Raw genomic sequence first — 22556 nt, 5'->3', positions numbered from 1 at the left:
AAAAGTTATCCACATTTTCAGGTCGTTTTGGCGGTGGAAATCCACCAAGTTATCCACACTATGGGGATAACTTGGTGGATAACTTGGGGATAACGTGTGGATTACTTGTTCACCCATGGACACCGACTTGCGTAATTCGTAACACAGTGGTAACCGCATCTGAATGCATGGTGAACAAGAGGAAGAAGAAAGGAACATGTGAGATGACCAGCGACACGGACAGCGGCCACCAGTCGGCCCCGACCGACACCACAACCACCGGTACCTCGCCGGCATCGGCCAGCCATAGCCATACCTACGCCCATATCGCCGCCCTGGCGATTCCCACGTTCGGCCAGCTCATCGCCGAACCCGCGTTCATCCTCATCGACACGGCGATCGTCGGCCATCTCGGCGAATCGTCCCTCGCCGGCCTGTCCATCGGATCGACGATCATCCTCACCACCGTCGGACTGTGCGTGTTCCTTGCCTACGGCACCACCTCGCAGGTGGCCCGTCTCATCGGCGCGGGTCGTCGGCGCGAAGGCCTCGAAGCCGGCATCGACGGCATGTGGCTGGCGCTCGGCATCGGCGCGATCGTCTCCATCATCCTGTTCGCCTTCAGCCGTCCGCTGTGCGCGGCGCTCGGCGCGAGCGGTCCCGTCCTCGATCAGGCGCAACGCTATCTCGACGCGATCGTCTTCGGCCTGCCGGGCATGCTGCTCGTCTATGCGGCGAACGGCATCTTCCGCGGACTGCAGAAGGTGCGCATCACCCTGATCGCCGCCGTCTCAGGCGCGATCGTCAACACGCTGCTCGACATCCTGTTCGTATTCGGCTTCGACTGGGGCATCGCCGGTTCCGGCGCCGCCACGCTCATCGCGCAATGGTTCATGGGCGTCTTCCTCACCGTGCCCGCGGTCCTGTGGGCGCGTGCGGAAGGCGCGTCCGCGCGGCCGCGGCTCGCCGGCATCGCGCAGAGCGCGGGCGACGGCGTGCCGCTGTTCCTGCGCACGCTCGCCCTGCGCGCCTGTCTCGTCGCGACCGTCATGCTCGCCGCGCGCATGGGCGTGACCGTGCTCGCCGCATACCAGGCAGTGAACGCGACATGGAATTTCGTCCTCAACATGCTCGACGCGATCGGCATCGCCGGGCAGGCGCTCGCCGCCGCGGAGCTCGGCGCGGGCCGCCGCCGCGGCGCACGCGCGACGACCGCGGCGGCCGCGCGCGCCGGCGCCGTGGCGGGCGTGGCGATCGGCGCCGGCATGATCGCGGTCGGATTCGCCGCCGCTCCCCTGTTCTCGCCGAACGCGGCCGTCCAGTCGCTGATCATCGTCGGCATGGTCACGCAAGGCGTGTTCCTGCCGTTGTGCGGATGGATGTGGGCACTCGACGGCATCCTCATCGGCGCCGGCGACTACCGCTATCTCGCGGCGACGTGCGGCATGGTCGCGTGCGCGTACCTGCTCGCGCTCGCCGGCGTCGGCGCGCTCGCCGGCGTCGGCGCGCTCGCCGGCACGACGGCGCTCGCCACGCCGACCATGCGCATGATCGCGTTGTGGACCGTGCTGAACGTCGTGTTCATCGGATTGCGTGCGTTGTTCAACGGGATTCGCGCGCACGGGGACGCGTGGATAGCGTAGGGACCGAGCCATCCACCTGCGTTCGTTCCTTGGGCTGCACGGTTCGCTCCTTGGCTGGCAACGGAATACCGTGACATATCAAGGAGCGAACCGTGACCAGTCGGGATGCAACGAAGCCTACAGGTGATAACGGGTGGCGGCGACCATCTGCCTGACGAGGGTCTCGCGCCACGAGCTCCAGCCGTACTTCTTCGTGATCGCCTCCTCGGAGGTCGCGCCGAGCGAGGAACCGTCGGCTCGCGTCAGATCATAGAGCATGTCGAGCAGCATCGGATCGTGGCGCAGACGGTTCGCCAGGTCGGAACCCGTGTTCGGATCGTTCGGATTACGCCCGGTCGCGAACTCGCTCAACGTGAGATGCTCACGCACCAGCAGCGTCACCATGCGTATCGTGTCCGCGTCGTAGCCCATGCGCTTCAAGATCACCGGCGCGTGACGCGCGCCCTCCGCCGCATGATCGGCGACGCCGGGACGCTTGCCGATGTCATGCAGGATGCCGGCGAGCAGCAGCGCGGTATAGTGCCGGTCGTCGTAGCGCGGCGTACCGGCAGCGTTCGCGCCGTTCGCACCTCCCGCGACGTTCGCACCTCCCACACCGTTCGCGCCGGAAGTCGCACCGGAACCACCCGCATCCGCGCCGGCACCCATGACGACGCCCGTGGACCTGCCGTCGCGGTCGGCGCGCGACGGGAAACCGATCTCACGCGTGAGACGCGACGTGACCTCCACGGAATGACGGTCGATCGTGTAGCGGTGCGCCGCCGAGACCGACGGACGATTACGAATACCCAGCCATTCCGGCATCCACTTGCCCGGAATATCGGCGAAATCGATCTCCTCCCACACGCGGATCAGCTCCGGGCCGGACGCGAGCAGCTGCACGAACAGGTCGCGCGTCACGTCATCCCATTGGTTGCTGTGGATCGGGCATCGGCGCAGATTCTCCAACGTGCCCGGATTGATCGGCAGCTTGCGGCGCGCCGAAGCAAGCGCGACGCGCAGCGCGAGCGACGCGTCGCGCGACGGATCGGCACCGGGCGCGAGCACGATCTCATGCTCGTGAACGGCCACGCCGGGCGCGACGTTCTCGAACTTCGGCGCCTCGCGGTGACCTCCCGCACGCTGCGACATCATCTGGAAGAACGCGAACCGCGGCTTCTCATGCGTGAGCGAATGCTCGGCGCGGGAGGCGGTCGAGTCGAGCGAGAACGCGATGCGACGGCCGATGCGCGCGAGCAGCGTCTGCATGTCGTCGATCGACTTCGCCTCGCGCTCGCCGCCGGCCGGCAGGGTCGGATCGGCGAGGCCGAGCATCGCGGCGACCTTGTCCTGATAGCGCACGAGCAGCAGGTTCGTATCCTTGTTCGCGACGAGGTGGAGACAGTCGCGCACGTCGAGCAGCCGGTCGACCGCGTCGTCGTAGGCGCCGTGCGGGCGGTCGGCGAGCCAGGAGACGGCGAGCGCGGAGACGAGTACCGAGTCGCGCAGTCCGCCGCGCGCCTCCTTGATGTCCGGCTGGTTGATGTATTGCAGACGGCCGAACTCGTCGAGCCGGCTCGTGGCGGAGGCGAGCAGTTCGGGCAGGCGCTTGCGCGCGGCCTTACGCCAGCGTTCGAGAATCGAATCGGCGGTGGTCCTGATGAGGTCCGTGTCGCCGGCGATGGGCTCCACGTCGAGCCATCCCATCGCGGCGGGAAGATCATGGTCGGTCACGGATTCGCACTGCTGACGGGTGCGCACCGAATGGTCGAGGTCGAGACCGGAATCCCACAGCGGATACCAGAGTTTGTTGGCGAACGCGTTGAGTTGCGCGTCGTTCAACGCGTGGGAGTCGTAGATGAGCACGAGATCGAGGTCGGAGCTGGGGCCGATCTGGCCGCGGGCGAGCGAGCCGACCGCCGCCAGGCCGACGCCGTGGTCGGGCACGGTGAAATCGACGCCGTCCTTCGCCTCCTGCCACAGACGGGTGAGGCAGTCCACCGCCAGTGCGGTGCGGGCCTTGCGTTTGGCCGCGCCGTCACGGTAGACGCCGTCCGCGTCCGGCTGGCTCATCTCCATGAACCGTTTCTTCAGACCATCGACCGCCGATGTCATTGATCGCTCCTTACGTGTCGCAGTACGCCGTGTTGCCGTGCGCCGAGTTGCCGCGGGACTGCGGGGCTCCACGGCGTTCTCTCCCTCACTTTCACCCGACTCCGCCGGGAGCCCCTCTTCAGTGGGAGTCAGGGATTGAGCGTGCATATGACAAGATCCCCGCACGGCTTTGGAGCGGCGTGCGGGGATCTTTGTCTATTTGATGGCCCAACCCCTCCCGGCAGTCAGTGAACGATACAAGCCGAGAAGAGAAGGACGTCTGTTATCGGTTCCGGTCAGATCGCGGCGGAACCGGACTCGCCGGTGCGCACGCGCGTCACCGAGTCGAGCGGAGCGACCCAGACCTTGCCGTCGCCGATGGTGCCGGTGCCGGCGGCCTTGACGATCACGCCGACCAGCGTCTCCGCATCGGCGTCATCGGCCAGGACCTCGACGCGAATCTTCGGAATCAGATCGACGGTGTATTCGGCACCGCGGTAGACCTCGGTGTGTCCGCGCTGGCGGCCGTAGCCGTTCGCCTCGGAGACGGTCAGACCGTGCACGCCGGCGGCCGCGAGGGCCTCCTTGACGTCGTCGAGCTTATGGGGCTGAATGATTGCGGTGATGAGCTTCATCTCACCTCACCTCCTTGAGGACGGAGCTGGCAGTACCAGCAAAATCGTAAGCACGTTCGCCCTGGTCGGCAAGGTCGATGCCGCCGACTTCCTGAGCTTCGGTGACGCGCCAGCCGATGGTCTTCTCCAGCGCGAAGGCGATGATGCCGGTGATCACGGCGGAGTAGACGATGGCGCACAGCGCGATGAGAACCTGGACGACGAGCTGCTTCCAGTCGCCGCCAGCGAACAGGCCGGTGCCCTCGCCGAAGAAGCCGATGAGGACGGTGCCGGTGAAACCACCCACGCCGTGGACGCCGACGACATCGAGGGAGTCATCGTAGCCGAGCTTGAACTTCAGACCGCAGGCGAGGCAGGTGAGCACGCCGGCGATCGCGCCGAGGACGATGGCCCACAGCGGGGAGACGACATCGGCGGCCGGGGTGATGGCGACCAGGCCGGCGACCATACCGGAGGCGGCGCCCATCGCGGTGTAGTGACCGGAGCGGATCTTCTCGGTGAAGCCCCAGGAGAGCATGGCGGCGGCGGTCGCGGCGGATGTGGACACCCAGGCGTAGCCGGCGGTGCCGTTCGCGGCGAACGCGGAACCGGCGTTGAAGCCGAACCAGCCGAACCACAGCAGGAAGGCGCCGAGCATCACGAACGGGACGTTGTGCGGGCGGAACGGCTGCGTGCCGAAGCCCTTGCGCTTGCCGATGATGAGGACGATCACCAGGGCGGCGACTGCGGCGTTGATGTGGACGACGGTACCACCTGCGAAATCGTGGGCGGCGGCGCCGATGGCGGTGGAGATCGCGCCGGAACCGGACAGCAGACCACCGTTCCAGACCATGTGGGCCATCGGAGCGTAGTCGAACGTGACCCACAGGGCGACGAAGATCATCCACGTGCTGTACTTGACACGCTCGGCGATGGCGCCGCAGATCAGGCCGACGGTGATCATCGCGAACGCGACCTGGAAGGCGACGTCCACGGACACCGGGTAGTTGTTGGCGTTCAGGCCGGTCGTGGTGAACACGCCGTCCTTGGCGACCATCGAATCCTTCAGCAGGAAGCCGGAGGCCGGATCGCCGAAGATGCCCGCGACATCGGAGCCGGCGTAGGCGATCGACCAGCCCCACAGGGTCCAGATGATCATGGTGACCGACAGCGCGGCCGCCTCAAGCATGAACATGTTCAGCACGGCCTTCGCACGGACCATGCCACCGTAGAAGAACGCCACACCGGGCGTCATGAGGAAAACCAGGGACGCGGAAGTCAAAATCCATGCGGTATTTCCGGAATCCATGTCTACCTCCCTCTCTTTCACATCTCGGCCCCGTCGCGCAGGCGGGGTGTAGTTCGTTCTCGTCGTCCCCCTCTTGGGGGCTAACGGTTCGATAGTGAACGCCCGGATGGTTTTCGTTTCGTTACGGCAGGTTACGCGATTGTTAATCGATGATGCGGTCTCGCGGGCTCCACGGGCGACGGCGCGCGGCGGTTTTCCGCCGAAAACGCGAAGGTCCCGAATCATGTTTCCAGCATGATTCGGGACCTGTTCACGGATGTGAGACGAGTCGTCCGGGTTCACGATACGGACTCGATACGGTTCCGTGGTGCCGTCTCGGGCGGCACCGGCCGGCACCGACGGCCACGGCCGGCACCGGCCGGCTATGGCAACACCGCGATACCGGGCGGCTACGCGAGGATGCCGTCGACGAAGCCCTCCGGGTCGAACGGGGCGAGGTCGTCGGGACCTTCGCCGAGGCCGACGAGCTTGACCGGCACGCCAAGCTCCTTCTGCACGGAAATCACGATGCCGCCCTTCGCGGAACCGTCAAGCTTGGAAAGCACGACGCCGGTGATGCCGATCGCCTCGGCGAACACCTTCGCCTGGGTCATGCCGTTCTGGCCGGTGGTGGCGTCGAGCACGAGCAGCACCTCGTCGACCGGCAGGTTCTTCTCGGTGACGCGGCGGATCTTGCCGAGCTCGTCCATGAGGTTCGCCTTGTTCTGAAGGCGTCCGGCCGTGTCGATGATGAGCACGTCGGCATCCAGTTCCTTGGCCTTGGCGCTCGCCTCGAACGCGACGGACGCCGGGTCGGCGCCGTCCTTGTCGGAGCGGACGACGGGCACGTCCACCTTCGCGCCCCACGTCTCCAGCTGATCGGCGGCGGCGGCGCGGAACGTGTCGGCCGCGCCCATGACGACCTTCTTGCCTTCCGAGACGAACAGGCGGGCGAGCTTGCCGGCGGTCGTGGTCTTGCCGGTGCCGTTGACGCCCACCATGATGATGACGCTCGGACGGTTCGCGCCCGGCTTGTCCGCGTTGAGGGTGCGATCCGCGTCGCGGCCGACCTGATCGAGCAGCTTCTCCTTGAGAGCGGCACGCACCTCGGCCGCATCGGCCTTGCCGGTGACGCGCGCGTCGGTGCGCAGTTCGTCGACGAGCTGTTCGGAGGCTTCGGCGCCGACGTCGGCAAGCAGGAGCGTGTCCTCGACGTCCTCCCAGTCAGATTCGGAAAGGTTGTCCTTCGCGAGGATGTTGAACAGCGCCTTGCCGAACGGGTTGCTCGACTTGGCGAGCTTCGCCTTGAGGCGTTCGAGACGCCCGCCCACCGATTCCGGCTTCTCCGCCTTCGGCGCGGGTGCCGCCGCCGGTTCAGGTGCCGCCGCGGGTTCAGGTTCGGACGGAACCTCTTCCTCCCCCTTCAGGGGGAGGTGACGCCCCGCGTCGGAGGGGGCCTCCGGCCCGGATTCCGCCGCCGGTTCAGATTCAGGCAAGACCTCTTCCTCCCCCTTCAGGGGGAGGTGACGCCCCGCGTCGGAGGGGGTCCCCGGCTCGGGCGCTAGCGCGGGTTCAGATTCGGGCGAGACCTCTTCCTCCCCCTTCAGGGGGAGGTGACGCCCCGCGTCGGAGGGGGTCTCCGGCCCGGCTTCCGCCGCCGGCTCGGGCTTCGGAGCCTCCGGCACATCACGACGCGCCTCGCGCTCCTCGATCGTCTTGTCAAGATCACGCTTGCGTGACTTGGAGAACCAGACCGCCAACAGAATCAGGACGATCGCGACTACGGCGACGCCGACCATGGCCAATGTATTGCTATCCATGACCCCCAGTGTAACGACGGCCGTCACCCAAGCCACCTCACTGCACTCCCCGACCATGACACTCGTCCCCCAATCATCAGTCTCACTCCCCGTCCGTCACGCATCCTTCCCCGAACAACACGGTTCCCTCCTTGGTTGGTATCGGTTTTCCAATACCAACCAAGGAGGGAACCGTGACAACCCCGACACAACCCCGGGCGACCCCACGTGCGTGGAGCCTGACCCGCCCCTTACGCGAAGCGGGCGCGGATCTGCTCGGCGGTGCCGTAGGACGCCTGCGCCCCCAGTCCGGTCGCCGCGTATGCGGACACGTAGGAGGCGAGGCGCGCGCTGTCCGGCAGCGAGTGACCGGCTGCCAGTCCCGCCAGAATCGTGCCCATGAACGAATCACCGCAGCCGGTCGTGTCGACCGCGTCTACCTTCACCGGCGCGATGCGGTGCACGTCGTCGCCGTCGATGACGACCGAACCGTCGCCACCCAGCGTGACGACCGCCTGCTCGAAACCGAATCCGTGCATGCGCGCGGCGATTGCATTCCAGTCGACGCCGTCCCAGTCGCCGTCCTCCGGCTCGTCGACACCGATCAGCTGCGCCATCTCATGCTCGTTGACGAGCAGGATGTCGCTGGCGGCGATGAGCTCGGCGGGCAGTTCGGGCACGAACGGCGAATCGTTGAGCAGCACCTTGAGTCCCGCGTCATGGCAGAGCTTCGCACATGCGGTGACGGTCTCCATCGGCGCTTCGAGGCACAGGCCGAGCACTTTCGCCTCGGTGAGCGCGGCGGCGGAATCCGCGACGTATGTAGGCGTCACCTTGCCGTTGGAACCGGCCGAGTAGATGATCGTGTTCTCGCCATCCGCGTCCACGGCGATCACCGTGGTTCCGGACGGGCCCGGCACGTGCGCGACGTGCGCCGTGTCGACGCCCGCCTCGCCCAGATGCGTCAGCAGGAAGTCGGCGTTCGCGTCGTCGCCGACCGCGCCGAACATGCGCACGTTCGCGCCGATGCGCGCGGCGGCGGCCGCCTGATTCGCGGACTTGCCGCCGGGCAGGAGCGTGAGCGGGCCACCGTTGACGGTCTCGCCGGGCTGCGGCAGGCGCTGCGTGGTCACCGTGTAGTCGACGTTCATCGACCCGATCACGGAGATCAGCGCCTTCGATGCGGCGATGTCGTAGAACAGGTCGAGCGCGTCGGCGGAGGTCGCCGCGCTTGGAGTCGTCGTGTTGTCGGTCATGTCGTCATCCTTTCCTTCTCGCATGCGTCGTGACTGCCGTCGGTCAGAACGGGACGCCGCAACGGAAAATCACGTTCGCGTAGGGCGTGGTCTCGCCGGTGCGGATCACGAACCGCACTCCTTCGACGTTTGCCTTGAACCCTTCATCGCCATCGTGGGGCACATAGCTGAGCGGCACCTCGAAACAATCCTTGACCCACTGTTCGGCGACGGTGCCGCGCGCCTCCTCGGCCATGAGGCCCTCTTCAAGCACAAGCTCGCTTTTGAGCGCGTCGAGCACCTGCTCGAACCTGGGCACGCCGAGCACGACGGCGAGGTCGATGACCTCGATGCCCGGCTGGACGGGCAAGCCAGCGTCGGAGATGACGAAACGATCCTTATGGCGAAGGCCTGCGAGCGCGTGGGCGAGCTGGGCGTTGATGATGCCGTGGGTGAGCATGGTGGTTCTCCTGTTCTTCCTCGAACGTGATGGATTGATGTGGGACTTGGGACGTGGGATGTGTGTTGTTGAGTGGGATGGCGGCAAGGGCGTGGGTAGGGGGACGGCCCATCACCGCCGGGGATGATGGGCCGTCCGGAATCGTCACTGGAAGTCGGCGACGTTCTCCTTGGTGACGGTCTTCACCTCGATGGACTCGGTCTTCTCGACGCTTTCGCCCTTGATGGCCTTGACCGCGGCCTCGACGGCCTTCTTGCCGAGTTCCTTCGGCTGCTGGGCGATCGTGCCGACCATGGTGCCGGAGCTCACGGCCTTGAGGCCGTCCTCGGTGCCGTCGAAGCCGAAGATCTTGACGTCCTTGCCGGCCTTGGAGCCGAGGGACTGGACGGCGCCGAGCGCCATCTCGTCGTTCTCCGCGTAGATGCCGACCACGTCCGGGTTGGACTGCATGAGGTTGGTGGTCACATCGAGGGCTTCGGCGCGGTCGAAGTTCGCGGTCTGCTCGGCCACGACCTTGATGCCGGAATACTTCTTGATTTGCTTCTTGAAGCCGTCGCCGCGGTCACGGGTGGAGGCGGCACCCGGAGTGCCTTGCAGGATGATGACCTTGCCCTTCTCGCCGATCGACTTGGCGAGCTCGTCGGCGGCCTGGGCGCCGCCGGCCACGTTGTCGGAGGCGATGTGGCTGGTCACGTCCTCGCCGGTGACGGAACGGTCGACGGAGATGACGGGCAGGTTGGAGCTGAGCAGCGGGGCGACGGCCGGGGAGGCGGCGTCGGAGTCGACCGGGTTGATGATGACGGCCTTCGCGCCCTGCGACTGCGCGTTCTGCGCCTGGTTCTGCTGAGTGGCGGAATCGTTCTGCGCGTCGGAGACCATAAGCTCGACGCCGAGGTCCTTGGCGGCTTCCTGGGCGCCGTCGCGCAGGTCGACGAAGAACGGGTTGTTCAGCGTGGAGACGAGCAGGGCGACCTTGTCGCCGCCGGCGGAGGACGAGCCGCCGCAGGCCGCGGCGCCGACCATCATGGTGCCGGCGCAGACGATGGCGAGCGCGGCGCGGACGGTCTTCTTGAAGGCGGGGTTGGAGGTGAACATCATTGTCTTCTTTCTCTTGGATTGGGGTGGTTGGGTTGGTTACTGCTTCGTTGCGGTTGCGTTGTGGTTGCGTTGGACGCGTTGGTTGTGTCGGTCCGGTGGCGGCGGCTGCGAACGGGCGGATGGCCCGGTCCGCGGCCGCCGTTACCGGCGAGGAAGGAAGGAAAAGGGAAGTTCGAGGAACCGACCGGCGGAGAACCGATCAGTGGGTGTCGACCTTGCGGCGCAGGGTGTCGAAGCTCACCGCGAAGGCGATGACGAGACCGATGACGACCTGCTGCCAGAAGGAGGACACGTTGAGGATGTTGAGGCCGTTGCGGATCACGGCGAGGAGGATCGCGCCGACGAACGTGCCGGAGATCTTGCCCTTGCCGCCGGAGAGCGACGCACCGCCGATCACGACGGAGGCGATGGCATCCATCTCGTAGCCGTCGGCGGCCTGCGGCTGGGCGGAGTGCAGACGGCCGGCGATCACGAGGCCGGCGACGGCGGCGAACACGCCGGAGAGCACGTACACCATGATCTGGGTCTTGTGCACGGAGATGCCGGACAGGCGGGAGGCCTCCATGTTGCCGCCGACCGCGTACATGGAGCGGCCGATGCTGGTGAAGTTGAGGATGACGGCGGCGATGACGCCCATGATGGCCATCATCACGATCGGCATCGGGATGCCGATCACGGTGGAGCCGAAGAAGTTGACCATGCCGGAGGTGGAGATCGGGCGGCCGTCGGAGATGACGAGCGTCAGGCCTCGCGCGACGGACATCATGGCGAGCGTGGCGATGAAGCCCGGCAGCTTGAGGTACGCGTTGGCGAGGCCGGAGAGCGCGCCGAACACGGCGCCGGTGGCGATACCGATGAGGATCGTCACGAACGGCGGCATGCCCATCGAGGCACCGGTGTAGGCGACCAGCATGCTGGAGACGGCGGCGACCGAGCCGACGGACAGATCGATGCCGGCCTCGACGATCACGAAGGTCTGACCGAACGCGAGGATGGCGACGGTGGCGGCCTGGATGCCCACGTTGAGCAGGTTGGAACCGGTGAGGAACGCCGGGGTGGCGATCGACAGCGCGGCGCACAGGATGATCAGGCCGATGAGGGCGCCGTTGCGGGAGGCGAACCTCTTCACCTTGTCCATCGCGGTGGTGTTGCCGGAATCATATCCGAGCTTGGCTTCTTTGGCGGTCATTGCAGTGTTCTCCTTGTAGTGTTTCGACTTCTTCGTCCGTTACGTTTCATGGGAGCTGGGGCCGCGGCTGTGACCGACTGTGGTCGGCTGTGGTTGCGGTGGTTGCGGTCGCGGCCTCGGCGTCTCAGCGGCTTTCGCCGGTCTCCTCTTCCATGTGGGAGACGGCGAGCGACATGACCTTTTCCTGCGTGGCTTCCTTGGCGGGCATTTCGCCGCTGAGTCGGCCGTTGCTCATCACGAGCACGCGATCGGACATGCCCAGCACCTCCGGCAGATCGGAGGAGGCCATGAGCACCGCGCCGCCGTTGGCGGTGATCTCGTTGATGAGCTCGTAGATCTCGACGCGGGCGCCGACGTCGACGCCACGGGTCGGCTCGTCGAGCAGCAGCACCTTCACGTTCGCCATCGACCACTTGCCGAAGACGATCTTCTGCTGGTTGCCGCCGGACAGCGATCCCGCCGCCTGGTCGACGTTCGCCATGCGGATGCGGAGCTTCTTCGCGGTCTCGTTCTCACGCTTCGCCTGCCCCTTGAGGTCGGCGAATCCGAACTTCGAGGTGGGGACCATCGTGGCGAGACCGAGGTTCTCGGCGACGGAGGCTTCGAGGATGAGGCCCTGCGTGCGGCGGTCCTCGGGCACGAGGCCGACGCCCGCGGCGATGGTCTTCGCGATGTCCGCCTTGGGGAGCGTCTGGCCGTCGACGGCGACGGAGCCGGAGTCATAGGAGTCGGCGCCGAAGATCGCGCGAATCACCTCGGTGCGGCCCGCGCCGACCAGACCGGCCAAGCCGACGACCTCGCCGGCATGCACTTCGAACGACACGTCGTCGATGGCTCCGGCCCGGGTCAGGTGGTCGACCTTGAGCAGCGTCTTGCCGGGCTCCTGCGCGACGCGCGGGAACTGGTTCTCGATGTTGCGGCCGACCATGAGCCGGACGAGCTCGGATTCGGGGGCCTGCGCGTCGATCGTGTCGATGTACTTGCCGTCACGCAGCACGGTGACGACGTCGCCGACCCGCGCGATCTCGTCGAGGTGGTGGGAGATGAACACCATGCCGACGCCCTTGGCCTTAAGCTCCTCCATGATGGTGAAGAGGTGCTCGCATTCCTTGCGGGTGAGGGCGGCGGTGGGCTCGTCGAGGATGAGGATCGAAGCGTCCTGCATGAGGGCCTTGGCGATCTCGACCATCTGCTGGCGGGCGACGCCGAGCTCACCCATCGGCGTGTTCACGTCTTCGTCGAGACCGATGAGGTCGAGCGCCGCGCGCGCCTTCTTGCGCATGGTCGCACGGTCGATGAATCCGGCCTTGGTGGGCAGGGCGCCGAGGAACAGGTTCTCCATGATCGACAGTTCAGGGACCATGTTGAGTTCCTGGTGGATGACGGCGATGCCGAACTTGCGGGCGGCGTCCACGTTCGGGATGCGCACGGTCTTGCCGTCGATCTCGATGTGGCCTTCATCAGGCTGGTAGATGCCGCTCATCATCTTGATGACGGTCGACTTGCCAGCGCCGTTCTCACCGAGGAGCACATGGACCTTGCCCGGTTCCACGGTGACCGACACGCTGTCGACCACTTTGGCCGCGCCGAATATCTTCGACACGCCCACCAGAGATAGTTGCGTCATATGTCTCTCGCTTTCCTCCTTGAACCGACGTCTTCGGCGGTTGATAATCCTCACTGCCACGTTGTGGTCATCTCATCCCTGAGGTGATTTAACGTTTTATCAACTGCGTGACTTGATGATATAACGTTTTATCATCACGGTCAACCGGCGTGTCGGAGGCGCCGGCAGCCCCCTACCCCATCACCGCAGGAATCGACCTGGATGCCGACCGGCCGGCCGTCCACGAGCCTCCCCTACCCCATCGCCGCTGGAATCGGCCTTCTTCTTTGACGCCCAGACAGGCGTCTATAGGCTTTGCAAGGGGGCGCATCCGGCCCGTTGCAGACACCCATCGGCCTACGAGGGGCACCTCGAACCGGATATGACGCCCGCCCGGACCGGCGCGACGGCGCTCATGGTCGAATCATCCCGCCTCGATCACCCCTGCGAATCGCAGAAACCACTTCGCAGCAGAGGGAATGTACCCCCTACGAAGCCACTTGCGCAACGGATTTGCGCGGCATATACACCGTAGGCACGCTGGTCGTGTGCCCTTCGCCGCACAACCCTTCCCTCATCGATTCGAGGAGCAACCCGACGCCGCGCCGCCCCATCAGCTCCGGCTGCTGCGAGATCACGGCGACGTTCGGCGTCATCAGGCGGAACGCGGCGATGTCGTCGAACGAAACAAGCGAGACACCAGTCCCCAATTCGACGCCGCGATCATGCATCAGTCCGATGATCGTGATCGCATCGGGCGAATAGCCGCACACGATGGCGGTGACGCGCGCATCCAGCAACAACGCGAGCGCTTCGCCGCGCGACTCATAGGTCGAATCGCATGCGACGACCACGCCGACACCGCCCGAAGCATCACCATCGCCCTCAGGGCCCACGCCGCGGTCGCCACCCGAAACCACCGCGCCGAGCAGATCACCCGCAATCGCACGGAACGCGGTCTCACGCTCGTTGACGGAATACGAGCCGAGCGACGGATGCGCGACGTAGCCGATGCGGCGGTGCCCATGCGCGATGAGATCCTCCATCGCGCCGCGGATGCCGGTGTACGGGTTCGAGACGACGAACGGCACGGATTCCACGCCCTGCACGCGACGGTCGACGAATACGAGCGGCAGGTCGCGGCGAATCAGGGACTTCACGCCAGGCGATTCGACGCCCTGCGGCACGACGATCGCGCCGTCGATACGCTGGCCAAGCAGGTTCTCGATGAACGCGTCCTGCCGCTCCACGCTTTCCGACGACGTGCCGATAAGCGTGGAGACGCCGTTGCGATAGAGCTCGTCCTCCATCGAGGAAACGAGGTCGGCGAAGTACTGGTTGCGCAGGTCCGGCACGAGCAGTCCGACGGTTTTCGCGCCGGAGGAGCGCATCGAGCGGGCGCGCTGGTCGGGCACGTAGCCCATCTCCTGCACGGTCTTGCGCACGAGTTCGCGCGTTTCATCGGAGAAACGGCCTTTGCCGTGCAGAATCTGAGAAACGGCGGCGGTGGAGACGCCGGCCTTGCGCGCCACGTCGCGCAATGTCACGAATGCCATGCTGACCTCCTCGGCGAGACAGGTTGGTAAAACGTTATATCACAGTCTACATGGCAGTACGCGAACACTCGCTGTTTGCGCTCACATTTCTGTCCACACTGGGTATTCTAAGCCGAGTCCGCCGCAAAGTCACCGAAGACACGTCGCACGGCGGCGGCTAAGCTGGAAACATGGCCAATTCCTCACGCATGACGTCGTATCAGCGACGCGAACAGCTCATCCGCATCGGACGATCCCTCTTCGCCTCGAAAGGATTCGAATCGGTGAGCGTCGAGGAGATCGCCAGCACCGCGAAGGTCTCCAAGCCGATCGTCTACGAGCATTTCGGCGGCAAGGAGGGCCTGTACGCGGTGATCGTCGACCGCGAGATGCAGGCGCTCACCTCCACGCTCACCGCCGCGCTCGACGACCCGGACATGCATCCGCGCCAGATCGTCGAACGCACCGCACTTGCACTGCTCACCTACATCGAGGAGAACGCGGAAGGATTCCAGGTCCTGTCACGTGACTCGCCAAGCACCGACCCGTCCGGATCGTTCAGCTCGCTGCTCGGCGACATTTCGATGCGCGTCGAGGACCTGCTCATCGCCACGTTCAAACGGCAGAAGCTCTCCCCCAAAGGCGTGCCGTACTACGCGCAGATGCTCGTCGGCATGACCGTGTTCACCGGACAGTACTGGGCGGACCGGCCGAAAGTCAGCAAGGAGCAGCTCGCCGCGTACATCGTCGACCTCGCATGGCACGGACTGAGCCGGCTCGACTCGAAACCGAAACTCGTCTTCGAGGGGAAATCCGCGAAACCAAGCAAGACGCGGCAGACGACGCGTCCGGAGCCGTCCGCCGATGCCGCGGACACGGCGACGAGCGACGGCGTCACGGCGACGGACGCGGTTTGACCGACGGGCGCGCGACGCGCGATGAGCGCTCCCGGCGAGACCATAGCCGGCCCGCGACGCCACGCGCGAGACGCGCGACAGAACATGAACCGGATGTGCAGGATGTGCGCATAAGTCCCGTCCGAGTGCGCCCGGTGCTAGGGTGAGGCGTTGAACCGAACAGACCAGATGTGACCCGGAGGATCGTGACCTATGACGCAACCGGCATCGACGACGGCTTCCACGCCCGTGGAATCCACCACGACGGAGTCCGCGGCACAACGCAACGCAACCCACGGCCAGACCGGTGCCGGCAAGACGCTCACCTTCGTGGTACCCGCCTACAACATGGAAGACTATCTGGAGCGCTGCGTGCTGTCGCTCACGGCGGCGCGACGCAACGACGACATCGAAGTGCTCATCGTCGACGACGGGTCCAAAGACTCCACGCTGGAGGTGGCGCGCACGTTCGAGCGCCGCTTCCCCGGCGTCGTGCGCGCCATCCACCAGGAGAACAAGGGTCACGGCGGCGCGGTGAACACGGGCATCGCGGCGGCAAGCGGCATGTACGTGAAGGTCGTGGACGCGGACGACTGGGTGGGCCCCGACTCGCTCGAAGAGGTGATGGCCGTGCTGCGCGACGAGATCGCAGGCGGCGACCCGGTCGACATGCTCGTCACCAACTACGTGTACGACAAGGTCGGCAAGCGCCGCAAGCACGTGGTCAACTTCCGTCACGCGATGAAGGCAGGCGAGCGCCTCACGTGGGACGACATGGGGCATTTCGGGCTCGCCGAGTACATCCTCATGCACGCGCTGATCTTCCGCACGTCCGTGGTGCGGGCATCCGGCATGCGGCTGCCCGAGCACACGTTCTACGTCGATTTCATCTACGCGTACCAGCCGTTCCCGTGGGTGAAGTCGCTGCGCTACCTGGACACGCCGTTCTACCACTACTTCATCGGGCGCGACGGGCAGAGCGTGCAGACCGACGTGATGATCCGCCGAGTCGACCAGCTGATCCACGTCAACCAGTGCATGGTCGAGGCGACGCCGGAGCGCGGGACCGTGCCGGACGGGCTGTACAAGTACATGATCCACTTCCTCGCGATCGAAAGTTCGGTGGCGAGCGTGTTCCTGATTCTCTCGCGCAATCCGGAGAACTATGCGAAGAAGAAGCGGATGTGGGCGGGCATCAAGGCGTATTCGCCGTCGATCTACCATGACGTGCGCCGCAAGCCGATGTCGCGGGCGCTGAACCTGCACGGGTCTGCGGGCCGGTTCGTGATCCGGTGGGGCTACCGCGTGGCGGAGCGCGTGGTCGGATTCAACTGACCATCGCGGACACGGCCGGGCCGGGCAGGCAGGGGCCGGGTCGGGCCGGGCAGGGCAGGGCAGGGAAGACCGTCCAAGCTGAGCATGCTGAGGGCAAGCCGGGCAGTCGATTCGTGAAACAACACGGACACTCCGCATCCCGTCCGCCTCTCCGACGGCCCTCCCCGCGAAACGAATCGGATCGCATGAGGCCAGGTCGCTTCACACAAGGACCCCGGCGAAGCATGGCGGACACCCGGTGCCCATGTTGCTTCACAAACAGGGCCCTCCGTGAAACAACACGGGCACACCGCATCCGATTCGCCTCTCCGACGGCCTTCCCCGCGAAACGAATCGGATCGTATGAGGCCAGGTCGCTTCACACAAGGACCCCAGCGAAGCATGACGGACACCCGGTACCCATGCTGCTTCACAAACAGGGCCCTCCGCGAAACAACATGGACACGCACCAACCAATTCGTTCCGCTCGCCTCATGGAACGCCACCTGCGGAACGCATCAGGCTGGGATCGTCATGATGCGACGAACTCAGGCATACCGGAACGCCACAGAATTCCCATGGTTTTCCCAGCGTTTGCACATGGCCTATTGAAGAGGTGGGGGTTTACTAAGAACCACGGTTGAAAAGCCGCGATAACTAAATCCCTTCTTCTCTCTTCTCTCTCAAGCCCGGTTCCCGCCGGGCTTTCTCTTTGCGGGCTATAGGAAGTTCTCTGGCATAGTGCGGATGTTGCCTCAGGATTTCCGATGTTCTCCTTGCCTGTTGTATCCGTATCGAGGTTCGGTGAACGATTTTCACGATGCCGACGATGGCGAGGGCCGCGTCGATGCCGATTCGGTCGCCGCCGTTCTACGAGCGCACGGTTCGTGACTCTGACACGGCGCGGATGCTCCCTCAGGATTTCCGATGTTCTCCTTGCCTGCTGTATCCGTATCGAGGTTCGGTGAACGATTGCCACGATGCCTGCTCCACGCGGACACGGGACCGGGCTGCAGTTTGCAATGTCCACGCGACGTGTGTATCTTGGAAACGTTGCCCCTCTAGCTCAACGGTTAGAGCAGCGTCCTTTTAAGTCGTGGGTTGTGGGTTCGAATCCCACGGGGGGCACCATCGACAAGCCCTGAAGCCAATGTTTCCAACGGTTTCAGGGCTTTCACATTTCCTACGCAATCAGATTAATAGGACGCAACCCAGCATTTACCCAGCACATTCAATAGCAAAACACCAGCCGGGTTAAGCAAAGAAACGTGGGGGCTATTCGCGCGCGCCGTCGGTGCGGCATGGGTCAGGCCAGCCGTCCGCCCCGTCCTTTCCGATGACGAACCCGCTTTCGTGGGCGTCGACCCGTCGGAGGGCAGCTGCACCGCGGCATGATGCCCGGCGCCGATTCGGCACCCGCACCGGCACCCGCATCCGCCCAATCCCAGCCACCACGGCCCATACCGGCCTACTAGAGTGGGCGTCATGTCTTGCACCACATTGCTTGTCGGAAAGGCCGCCAGCATCGACGGCTCCACCATCATCGCGCGCGATGACGACTCCGGTTCGGGCCGCTACGATCCGAAACGACTCGTCACCGTCAACCCCGAGGACCAGCCGCGCCACTACCGTTCCGTCCTCTCCCACGTCGAGATCGACCTGACGGACGCCGGCGAGCCGTGCCGCTACACGATCGCCCCGAACGTGCTCGACAACCGCGGCATCCTCGCCGAGGCGGGCGCGAGCGAGCGCAACGTGGCGATGAGCGCCACGGAGACGATCGCGGTGAACGAGCGCGTACTCGCCGCCGATCCGCTGGTCGAACTGCGTCCGGCCCAGGGCGTGCCGACCAATCCGGACGGCACGACCAACCCCGCTTACCGCCCCGAGCAGCCGGGCGGCATCGGCGAGGAGGACATCATCACGCTCGTCCTGCCGTATGTGAGCACGGCCCGTGAAGGCGTACAGCGTCTCGGCAAACTGCTCGAGGAATACGGCACGTACGAGTCGAACGGCGTGATCATCTCCGACGTGGACGAGATCTGGTATGTGGAGACGATCGGTGGCCATCATTGGGTCGCGCGCCGCGTGCCCGACGACTGCTATGCGACCATCCCGAACCAGCTGGGTATCGACGACTTCGACCTGAAGGACGCGTTCGGCCCGCAGCGCGAATACCTGTGCAGCGCCGACCTGCGCGAGTGGATGACCGCGCATCGGCTCGACCGCACGATGCCGGCGCACGCGTCCGCCGTCTCGATGCGCGGCACCGGATTCGGCGCGGGCGCGGGCCTCGGCGCGGCGCGCGGCGTGGTCGGCTTCGCGGCGGACGGTTCGGTGGAGACGCCGGACCGCTTCAACCCGCGCACCGCGTTCGGCACGTCCACGGCGAAGGACCATATCTACAACACACCGCGCGCCTGGTACATGCAGCGCTGCCTCAACCCGAGCGAGGACTGGGATTCGCCGGCCGCCCGCTACATGCCCACATCCGACGACATCCCGTGGTGCCGCGTGCCGGAGAACAAGATCACGATCGAGGACGTGGACCGCATCCTCGCCTCGCATTTCGAAGGCACGCCGTACGACCCGTACGGCACGACCGGTACGCCGGAGTCACGTCACCGCTACCGTCCGATCGGAGTCAACCGCACCGGCCACATGGTCGCAATCCAGTTGCGCCCGTATGCGCCGGACGCGGCGCGCGCCGTCATGTGGACGTCGTTCGGCTCCGGACCGTTCACAACGGTCGCGCCGTTCTACGCGAACGTGCGCGACACGCCCGCCTACCTGCGCGACACGACACCGACCGTCTCGACCGGCAATCTGTACTGGACGAACCGTCTCATCGCGGTGATCGCCGACGCGCACTTCTACGAGACGAACAGTCTCGTAGAAGGATACGCGGAAGGCGTGCGCGCGTTCGGCCACCGGCTGGTGGCCGAAACAGACGCGCAGGTCACGGCGCAAGTCGCGAACGGTGCAGACGGTGCAGACAGTGCAGACAGTGCAGACGATACGGACAACGCGGACGATGACGGCGTAACCGGGGACGCCGGTATCGGCGGCGTGGCCGACGACACCGGTATCGGCGGTATCGGCGGTGTCACCGTCGCAGCGAACGGCGTCACGGCGACGCTGGAAGCGGCGAACGACGCGATGGCCGCCTACCTGCGCGAGCACACGACGAAACTGCTCGACGACGTGCTGTACACGTCCAGCAATCTGATGCACAACGCGTTCGCGATGTCCGACCGTTGGGCGTGACGGACGCGACGGGCGACAACGCGACGGGCGACGACGCGGCGCAAGACCGCCGTCGCCGCCTGTCGTCCCTCACGAATCCGTAACAGCCCGGAAAAAGACCTCCCATACCGTTCATAGGTTGAACGAAGAAATGAGATAAGGGAGGACACGCATGCGCACAGCACGAAGCGACTCCGGGCTGAAAGCCGGAATGCGCGCCTGGCTGCGGCTGCTGACGGCACTGCTCGCGGCGGTCATGGTGGTCGCGGGACTGTCGGCGGCACCGGCGCTCGCCGCCGAAGGGACCGCCGACGGCGACGCGACCAAGAACACGTCGACCGTGACCGACGCGACACGCGCGCTCGCCAAGAAGGCGAAGGGCAAGACCTACACAATCGCCACCGACACCACGTTCGCACCGTTCGAATTCCGCGAGAACGGCAAGATGGTGGGCATCGACATGGATCTGGTCGATAAGATCGCCGCATCGCAGGGATTCAAGGTCACCATCCAATCGCTCGGCTTCAACGCGGCATTGCAGGCGCTGAGCTCGAATCAGGCGGACGCGGTGATCGCCGGCATGTCGATCACCGACGAACGCAAGCAGATCTACGACTTCTCCGACCCGTACTTCCAGTCCGGCGTGCAGATGGCCGTCGCGAAGAGCGACGACTCCATCAAGGGATACCAGGACCTCAAGGGCAAGACCGTCACCGCGAAGACCGGTGCCGAAGGCGAGGCCTACGCGAAGTCCATCGCGAAGAAGTACGGCTTCACCGTCAAGTCGGTCGACCAGTCGGCCACGATGTACGAGATGGTGAAGGCCGGCAACGCGGCCGCCGTGTTCGACGACTACCCGGTGCTCGCCTACGGCATCTCGCAGAACAACGGACTCAAGACCGTGACGCCGAAGGTGCCGAGGGGCTACTACGGCTTCGCCGTGAACAAGGGCCAGAGCGCCGAGCTGCTGGCCGCGTTCAACGTCGGCCTGAAGGAGCTCAAGGACTCCGGCGAATACGACAAGATCCTCGCCAAGTACCTGGGTTCCGACGCCTCCGCGGACACGAACAGCGTGAAGACCGTGGAGCGTGTGGGCTTCTGGCAGCTCGCCGTGCAGTCGCTGCCGGCACTCATGCTGGGCCTGAAGAACACGATGATCATCACCGCGCTCTCGTTCATCGTGGCGCTGCTGCTCGGCCTCGGCTTCGGACTGATGCGCGTGGGCCGCAACAAGGCGCTCGCGTGGATCTCCCGCGTCTACGTGGCCGTGTTCCGCGGCACCCCGGTGCTCGTGTGGGCGTTCTTCTTCTACTTCGGCATCCCGCAGCTCGTCGGGCACGCCATTCCGAACTGGATCTGGATCTCCGGCCTGCTCACGCTGTCGCTCAACTCGGGCGCGTACCTGACGGAGATCATCCGCGGCGCGATCCAGTCGGTCGACCCCGGTCAGGCGGAGGGCGCGCGCTCGCTCGGCCTCACCTACGCGCAGACGATGCGCAGGGTGATCCTGCCGCAGGCCGTGAAGATCGGCACGCCGGCCGTCATCAACCAGCTGGTCATCCTGCTCAAGGATTCCTCGCTGCTGCTCACTATCGGCTTCGCCGATCTGCTTTACCAGGCGCAGCAGCTGTACGCGGCGAACTTCCGCGTCACCGAGACGCTGCTCATGGTGGGCGTCATCTACTTCGTGGCCATCACGCTGCTGACCTGGCTCGCGAACATCGCCGATAGGAGGTTGAACAAGTAATGGCCGAAACGAATGAATACATCGTCGACGTGCGCGACCTGCACAAGAGCTACGGCGGCACCGAGGTGATCAAGGGCGTCGACTTCCAGGTGCGCAAGGGCGAGGTCGTGTGCATCATCGGACCGTCCGGCGCCGGCAAGTCCACGCTGCTGCGCTGCCTGAACGGACTGGAGACGCCCACGTCGGGCACGGTGGTCGTCAACGGCCACGACCTCGGCGCGAAGGACACGAACATCGACAAGGTGCGCGAACAGATCGGCATGGTGTTCCAGCACTTCAACCTGTTCCCCAACATGACCGTCGCCGAGAACATCATGCTCGCGCCGACGCTCGTGCACGGGATGCCGAAGGACGAGGCCCGCGCGCTCGCCGCGAAGCTGCTCGCCCGAGTCGGCCTCGCGGAGAAAATCGATGCGCGCCCGACGTCCCTGTCCGGCGGCCAGAAGCAGCGTGTGGCCATCGCCCGCGCGCTCGCGATGAACCCGGACGTCATGCTGTTCGACGAGGCGACGAGCGCGCTTGACCCGGAGATGGTCGGCGACGTGCTCGAGGTGATCCGCGAGCTCGCCGAGGAGGGCATGACGATGATCCTCGTGACGCACGAGATGGGCTTCGCGCGCGAGGTCTCCAGCCGCGTGGTGTTCACCCACGGCGGCGTGATCGACGAGCAGGGCACGCCCGACGAGATCTTCAACCATCCGAAGAGCGAGCGACTGCGGTCGTTCCTGTCGAAGGTGCTGTAGTCCGCGCCGGAGCCGCAATCGACGCACCCCGCGGACGAATCCGCTGCGGACCATACCGGCCCACCCGGATAGTGGGCCGGCTCACAGGCCC

Annotated in this window: 16 protein-coding genes and 1 tRNA gene; 7 read left to right on the top strand and 10 right to left on the bottom strand. The window is 65.5% G+C overall.

All coding sequences use genetic code 11. The features are described 5' to 3' along the window. The first annotated feature begins 203 nt into the window (after nucleotides 1-203). Nucleotides 204-1622, top strand: a complete 1419-nt coding sequence (locus tag AC1AYR_RS08930) for an MATE family efflux transporter (protein WP_476512326.1) — start codon at nucleotides 204-206, stop codon at nucleotides 1620-1622. 117 nt (nucleotides 1623-1739) lie between these two features. Here AC1AYR_RS08930 and AC1AYR_RS08925 read toward each other — a convergent pair whose 3' ends face one another. The 10 genes from AC1AYR_RS08925 to AC1AYR_RS08880 form a co-directional block, all read right to left on the bottom strand. Then, entirely contained in the window at nucleotides 1740-3716 is a 1977-nt protein-coding gene (locus AC1AYR_RS08925; protein WP_476512325.1) for a [protein-PII] uridylyltransferase family protein, read from the bottom strand. A gap of 275 nt (nucleotides 3717-3991) precedes the next feature. Further along, nucleotides 3992-4330 carry a P-II family nitrogen regulator gene (locus tag AC1AYR_RS08920; RefSeq protein WP_101622482.1) on the bottom strand — a complete coding sequence of 113 codons (339 nt, stop codon included), beginning with the start codon at nucleotides 4328-4330 and terminating at the stop codon, nucleotides 3992-3994. 1 nt (nucleotide 4331) lies between these two features. Beyond that, nucleotides 4332-5618 carry an ammonium transporter gene (locus AC1AYR_RS08915; RefSeq protein WP_476512324.1) on the bottom strand — a complete coding sequence of 429 codons (1287 nt, stop codon included), beginning with the start codon at nucleotides 5616-5618 and terminating at the stop codon, nucleotides 4332-4334. Nucleotides 5619-6007: 389 nt separating this feature from the next. Beyond that, nucleotides 6008-7417: a signal recognition particle-docking protein FtsY gene (gene ftsY, locus AC1AYR_RS08910; RefSeq protein ID WP_476512323.1), complete on the bottom strand. Its 1410-nt coding sequence runs from the start codon at nucleotides 7415-7417 to the stop codon at nucleotides 6008-6010. A gap of 230 nt (nucleotides 7418-7647) precedes the next feature. After that, nucleotides 7648-8652: a ribokinase gene (locus tag AC1AYR_RS08905; RefSeq protein ID WP_476512322.1), complete on the bottom strand. Its 1005-nt coding sequence runs from the start codon at nucleotides 8650-8652 to the stop codon at nucleotides 7648-7650. 43 nt (nucleotides 8653-8695) lie between these two features. Next, nucleotides 8696-9091 (bottom strand): D-ribose pyranase, encoded by a 396-nt coding sequence (gene rbsD / locus AC1AYR_RS08900; protein ID WP_476512321.1) that lies wholly within the window; start codon nucleotides 9089-9091, stop codon nucleotides 8696-8698. A 144-nt stretch (nucleotides 9092-9235) separates the two neighbouring features. Beyond that, on the bottom strand, nucleotides 9236-10117 hold the full coding sequence (locus AC1AYR_RS08895; protein ID WP_476512345.1) for a D-ribose ABC transporter substrate-binding protein: 882 nt from the start codon (nucleotides 10115-10117) through the stop codon (nucleotides 9236-9238). A 271-nt stretch (nucleotides 10118-10388) separates the two neighbouring features. Continuing rightward, nucleotides 10389-11378, bottom strand: a complete 990-nt coding sequence (locus tag AC1AYR_RS08890) for an ABC transporter permease (protein ID WP_476512320.1) — start codon at nucleotides 11376-11378, stop codon at nucleotides 10389-10391. A 124-nt stretch (nucleotides 11379-11502) separates the two neighbouring features. After that, complete coding sequence (locus tag AC1AYR_RS08885; RefSeq protein ID WP_476512319.1) at nucleotides 11503-13005, bottom strand: sugar ABC transporter ATP-binding protein; 1503 nt, start codon at nucleotides 13003-13005, stop codon at nucleotides 11503-11505. Nucleotides 13006-13472: 467 nt separating this feature from the next. After that, on the bottom strand, nucleotides 13473-14540 hold the full coding sequence (locus AC1AYR_RS08880; protein ID WP_476512318.1) for a LacI family DNA-binding transcriptional regulator: 1068 nt from the start codon (nucleotides 14538-14540) through the stop codon (nucleotides 13473-13475). A gap of 188 nt (nucleotides 14541-14728) precedes the next feature. Between AC1AYR_RS08880 and AC1AYR_RS08875 the strand changes: the two genes are divergently transcribed. From AC1AYR_RS08875 to AC1AYR_RS08850, 6 genes are all read left to right on the top strand, one after another. Further along, nucleotides 14729-15436: a TetR/AcrR family transcriptional regulator gene (locus AC1AYR_RS08875; RefSeq protein WP_476512344.1), complete on the top strand. Its 708-nt coding sequence runs from the start codon at nucleotides 14729-14731 to the stop codon at nucleotides 15434-15436. 192 nt (nucleotides 15437-15628) lie between these two features. Then, nucleotides 15629-16750: a glycosyltransferase family 2 protein gene (locus tag AC1AYR_RS08870; protein WP_476512317.1), complete on the top strand. Its 1122-nt coding sequence runs from the start codon at nucleotides 15629-15631 to the stop codon at nucleotides 16748-16750. Nucleotides 16751-17784: 1034 nt separating this feature from the next. Beyond that, nucleotides 17785-17860: transfer RNA gene (locus AC1AYR_RS08865), tRNA-Lys, on the top strand. A 354-nt stretch (nucleotides 17861-18214) separates the two neighbouring features. Beyond that, nucleotides 18215-19996 (top strand): C69 family dipeptidase, encoded by a 1782-nt coding sequence (locus tag AC1AYR_RS08860; protein WP_476512316.1) that lies wholly within the window; start codon nucleotides 18215-18217, stop codon nucleotides 19994-19996. A gap of 151 nt (nucleotides 19997-20147) precedes the next feature. Beyond that, nucleotides 20148-21722 (top strand): amino acid ABC transporter substrate-binding protein/permease, encoded by a 1575-nt coding sequence (locus AC1AYR_RS08855; RefSeq protein ID WP_476512315.1) that lies wholly within the window; start codon nucleotides 20148-20150, stop codon nucleotides 21720-21722. Next, complete coding sequence (locus AC1AYR_RS08850) at nucleotides 21722-22465, top strand: amino acid ABC transporter ATP-binding protein (protein ID WP_476512314.1); 744 nt, start codon at nucleotides 21722-21724, stop codon at nucleotides 22463-22465. The genes AC1AYR_RS08855 and AC1AYR_RS08850 overlap by 1 nt, the downstream gene beginning before the upstream one ends. The last annotated feature ends 91 nt before the right edge of the window (nucleotides 22466-22556 follow it).

The organism is Bifidobacterium sp. LH_417 (assembly GCF_056357035.1).
This window is presented reverse-complemented; position numbering and strand designations above follow the sequence as displayed.

Coding starts and splice junctions, on each gene's coding strand:
- AC1AYR_RS08860 (WP_476512316.1), top strand. CDS start 18,215: ATGTCTTGCACCACATTGCTTGTCGGAAAGGCCGCCAGCATCGACGGC.
- AC1AYR_RS08930 (WP_476512326.1), top strand. CDS start 204: ATGACCAGCGACACGGACAGCGGCCACCAGTCGGCCCCGACCGACACC.
- AC1AYR_RS08925 (WP_476512325.1), bottom strand. CDS start 3,716: ATGACATCGGCGGTCGATGGTCTGAAGAAACGGTTCATGGAGATGAGC.
- AC1AYR_RS08905 (WP_476512322.1), bottom strand. CDS start 8,652: ATGACCGACAACACGACGACTCCAAGCGCGGCGACCTCCGCCGACGCG.
- AC1AYR_RS08875 (WP_476512344.1), top strand. CDS start 14,729: ATGACGTCGTATCAGCGACGCGAACAGCTCATCCGCATCGGACGATCC.
- AC1AYR_RS08880 (WP_476512318.1), bottom strand. CDS start 14,540: ATGGCATTCGTGACATTGCGCGACGTGGCGCGCAAGGCCGGCGTCTCC.
- AC1AYR_RS08915 (WP_476512324.1), bottom strand. CDS start 5,618: ATGGATTCCGGAAATACCGCATGGATTTTGACTTCCGCGTCCCTGGTT.
- AC1AYR_RS08855 (WP_476512315.1), top strand. CDS start 20,148: ATGCGCACAGCACGAAGCGACTCCGGGCTGAAAGCCGGAATGCGCGCC.
- AC1AYR_RS08890 (WP_476512320.1), bottom strand. CDS start 11,378: ATGACCGCCAAAGAAGCCAAGCTCGGATATGATTCCGGCAACACCACC.
- rbsD (WP_476512321.1), bottom strand. CDS start 9,091: ATGCTCACCCACGGCATCATCAACGCCCAGCTCGCCCACGCGCTCGCA.
- AC1AYR_RS08850 (WP_476512314.1), top strand. CDS start 21,722: ATGGCCGAAACGAATGAATACATCGTCGACGTGCGCGACCTGCACAAG.
- ftsY (WP_476512323.1), bottom strand. CDS start 7,417: ATGGATAGCAATACATTGGCCATGGTCGGCGTCGCCGTAGTCGCGATC.
- AC1AYR_RS08870 (WP_476512317.1), top strand. CDS start 15,629: ATGACGCAACCGGCATCGACGACGGCTTCCACGCCCGTGGAATCCACC.
- AC1AYR_RS08895 (WP_476512345.1), bottom strand. CDS start 10,117: ATGATGGTCGGCGCCGCGGCCTGCGGCGGCTCGTCCTCCGCCGGCGGC.
- AC1AYR_RS08885 (WP_476512319.1), bottom strand. CDS start 13,005: ATGACGCAACTATCTCTGGTGGGCGTGTCGAAGATATTCGGCGCGGCC.
- AC1AYR_RS08920 (WP_101622482.1), bottom strand. CDS start 4,330: ATGAAGCTCATCACCGCAATCATTCAGCCCCATAAGCTCGACGACGTC.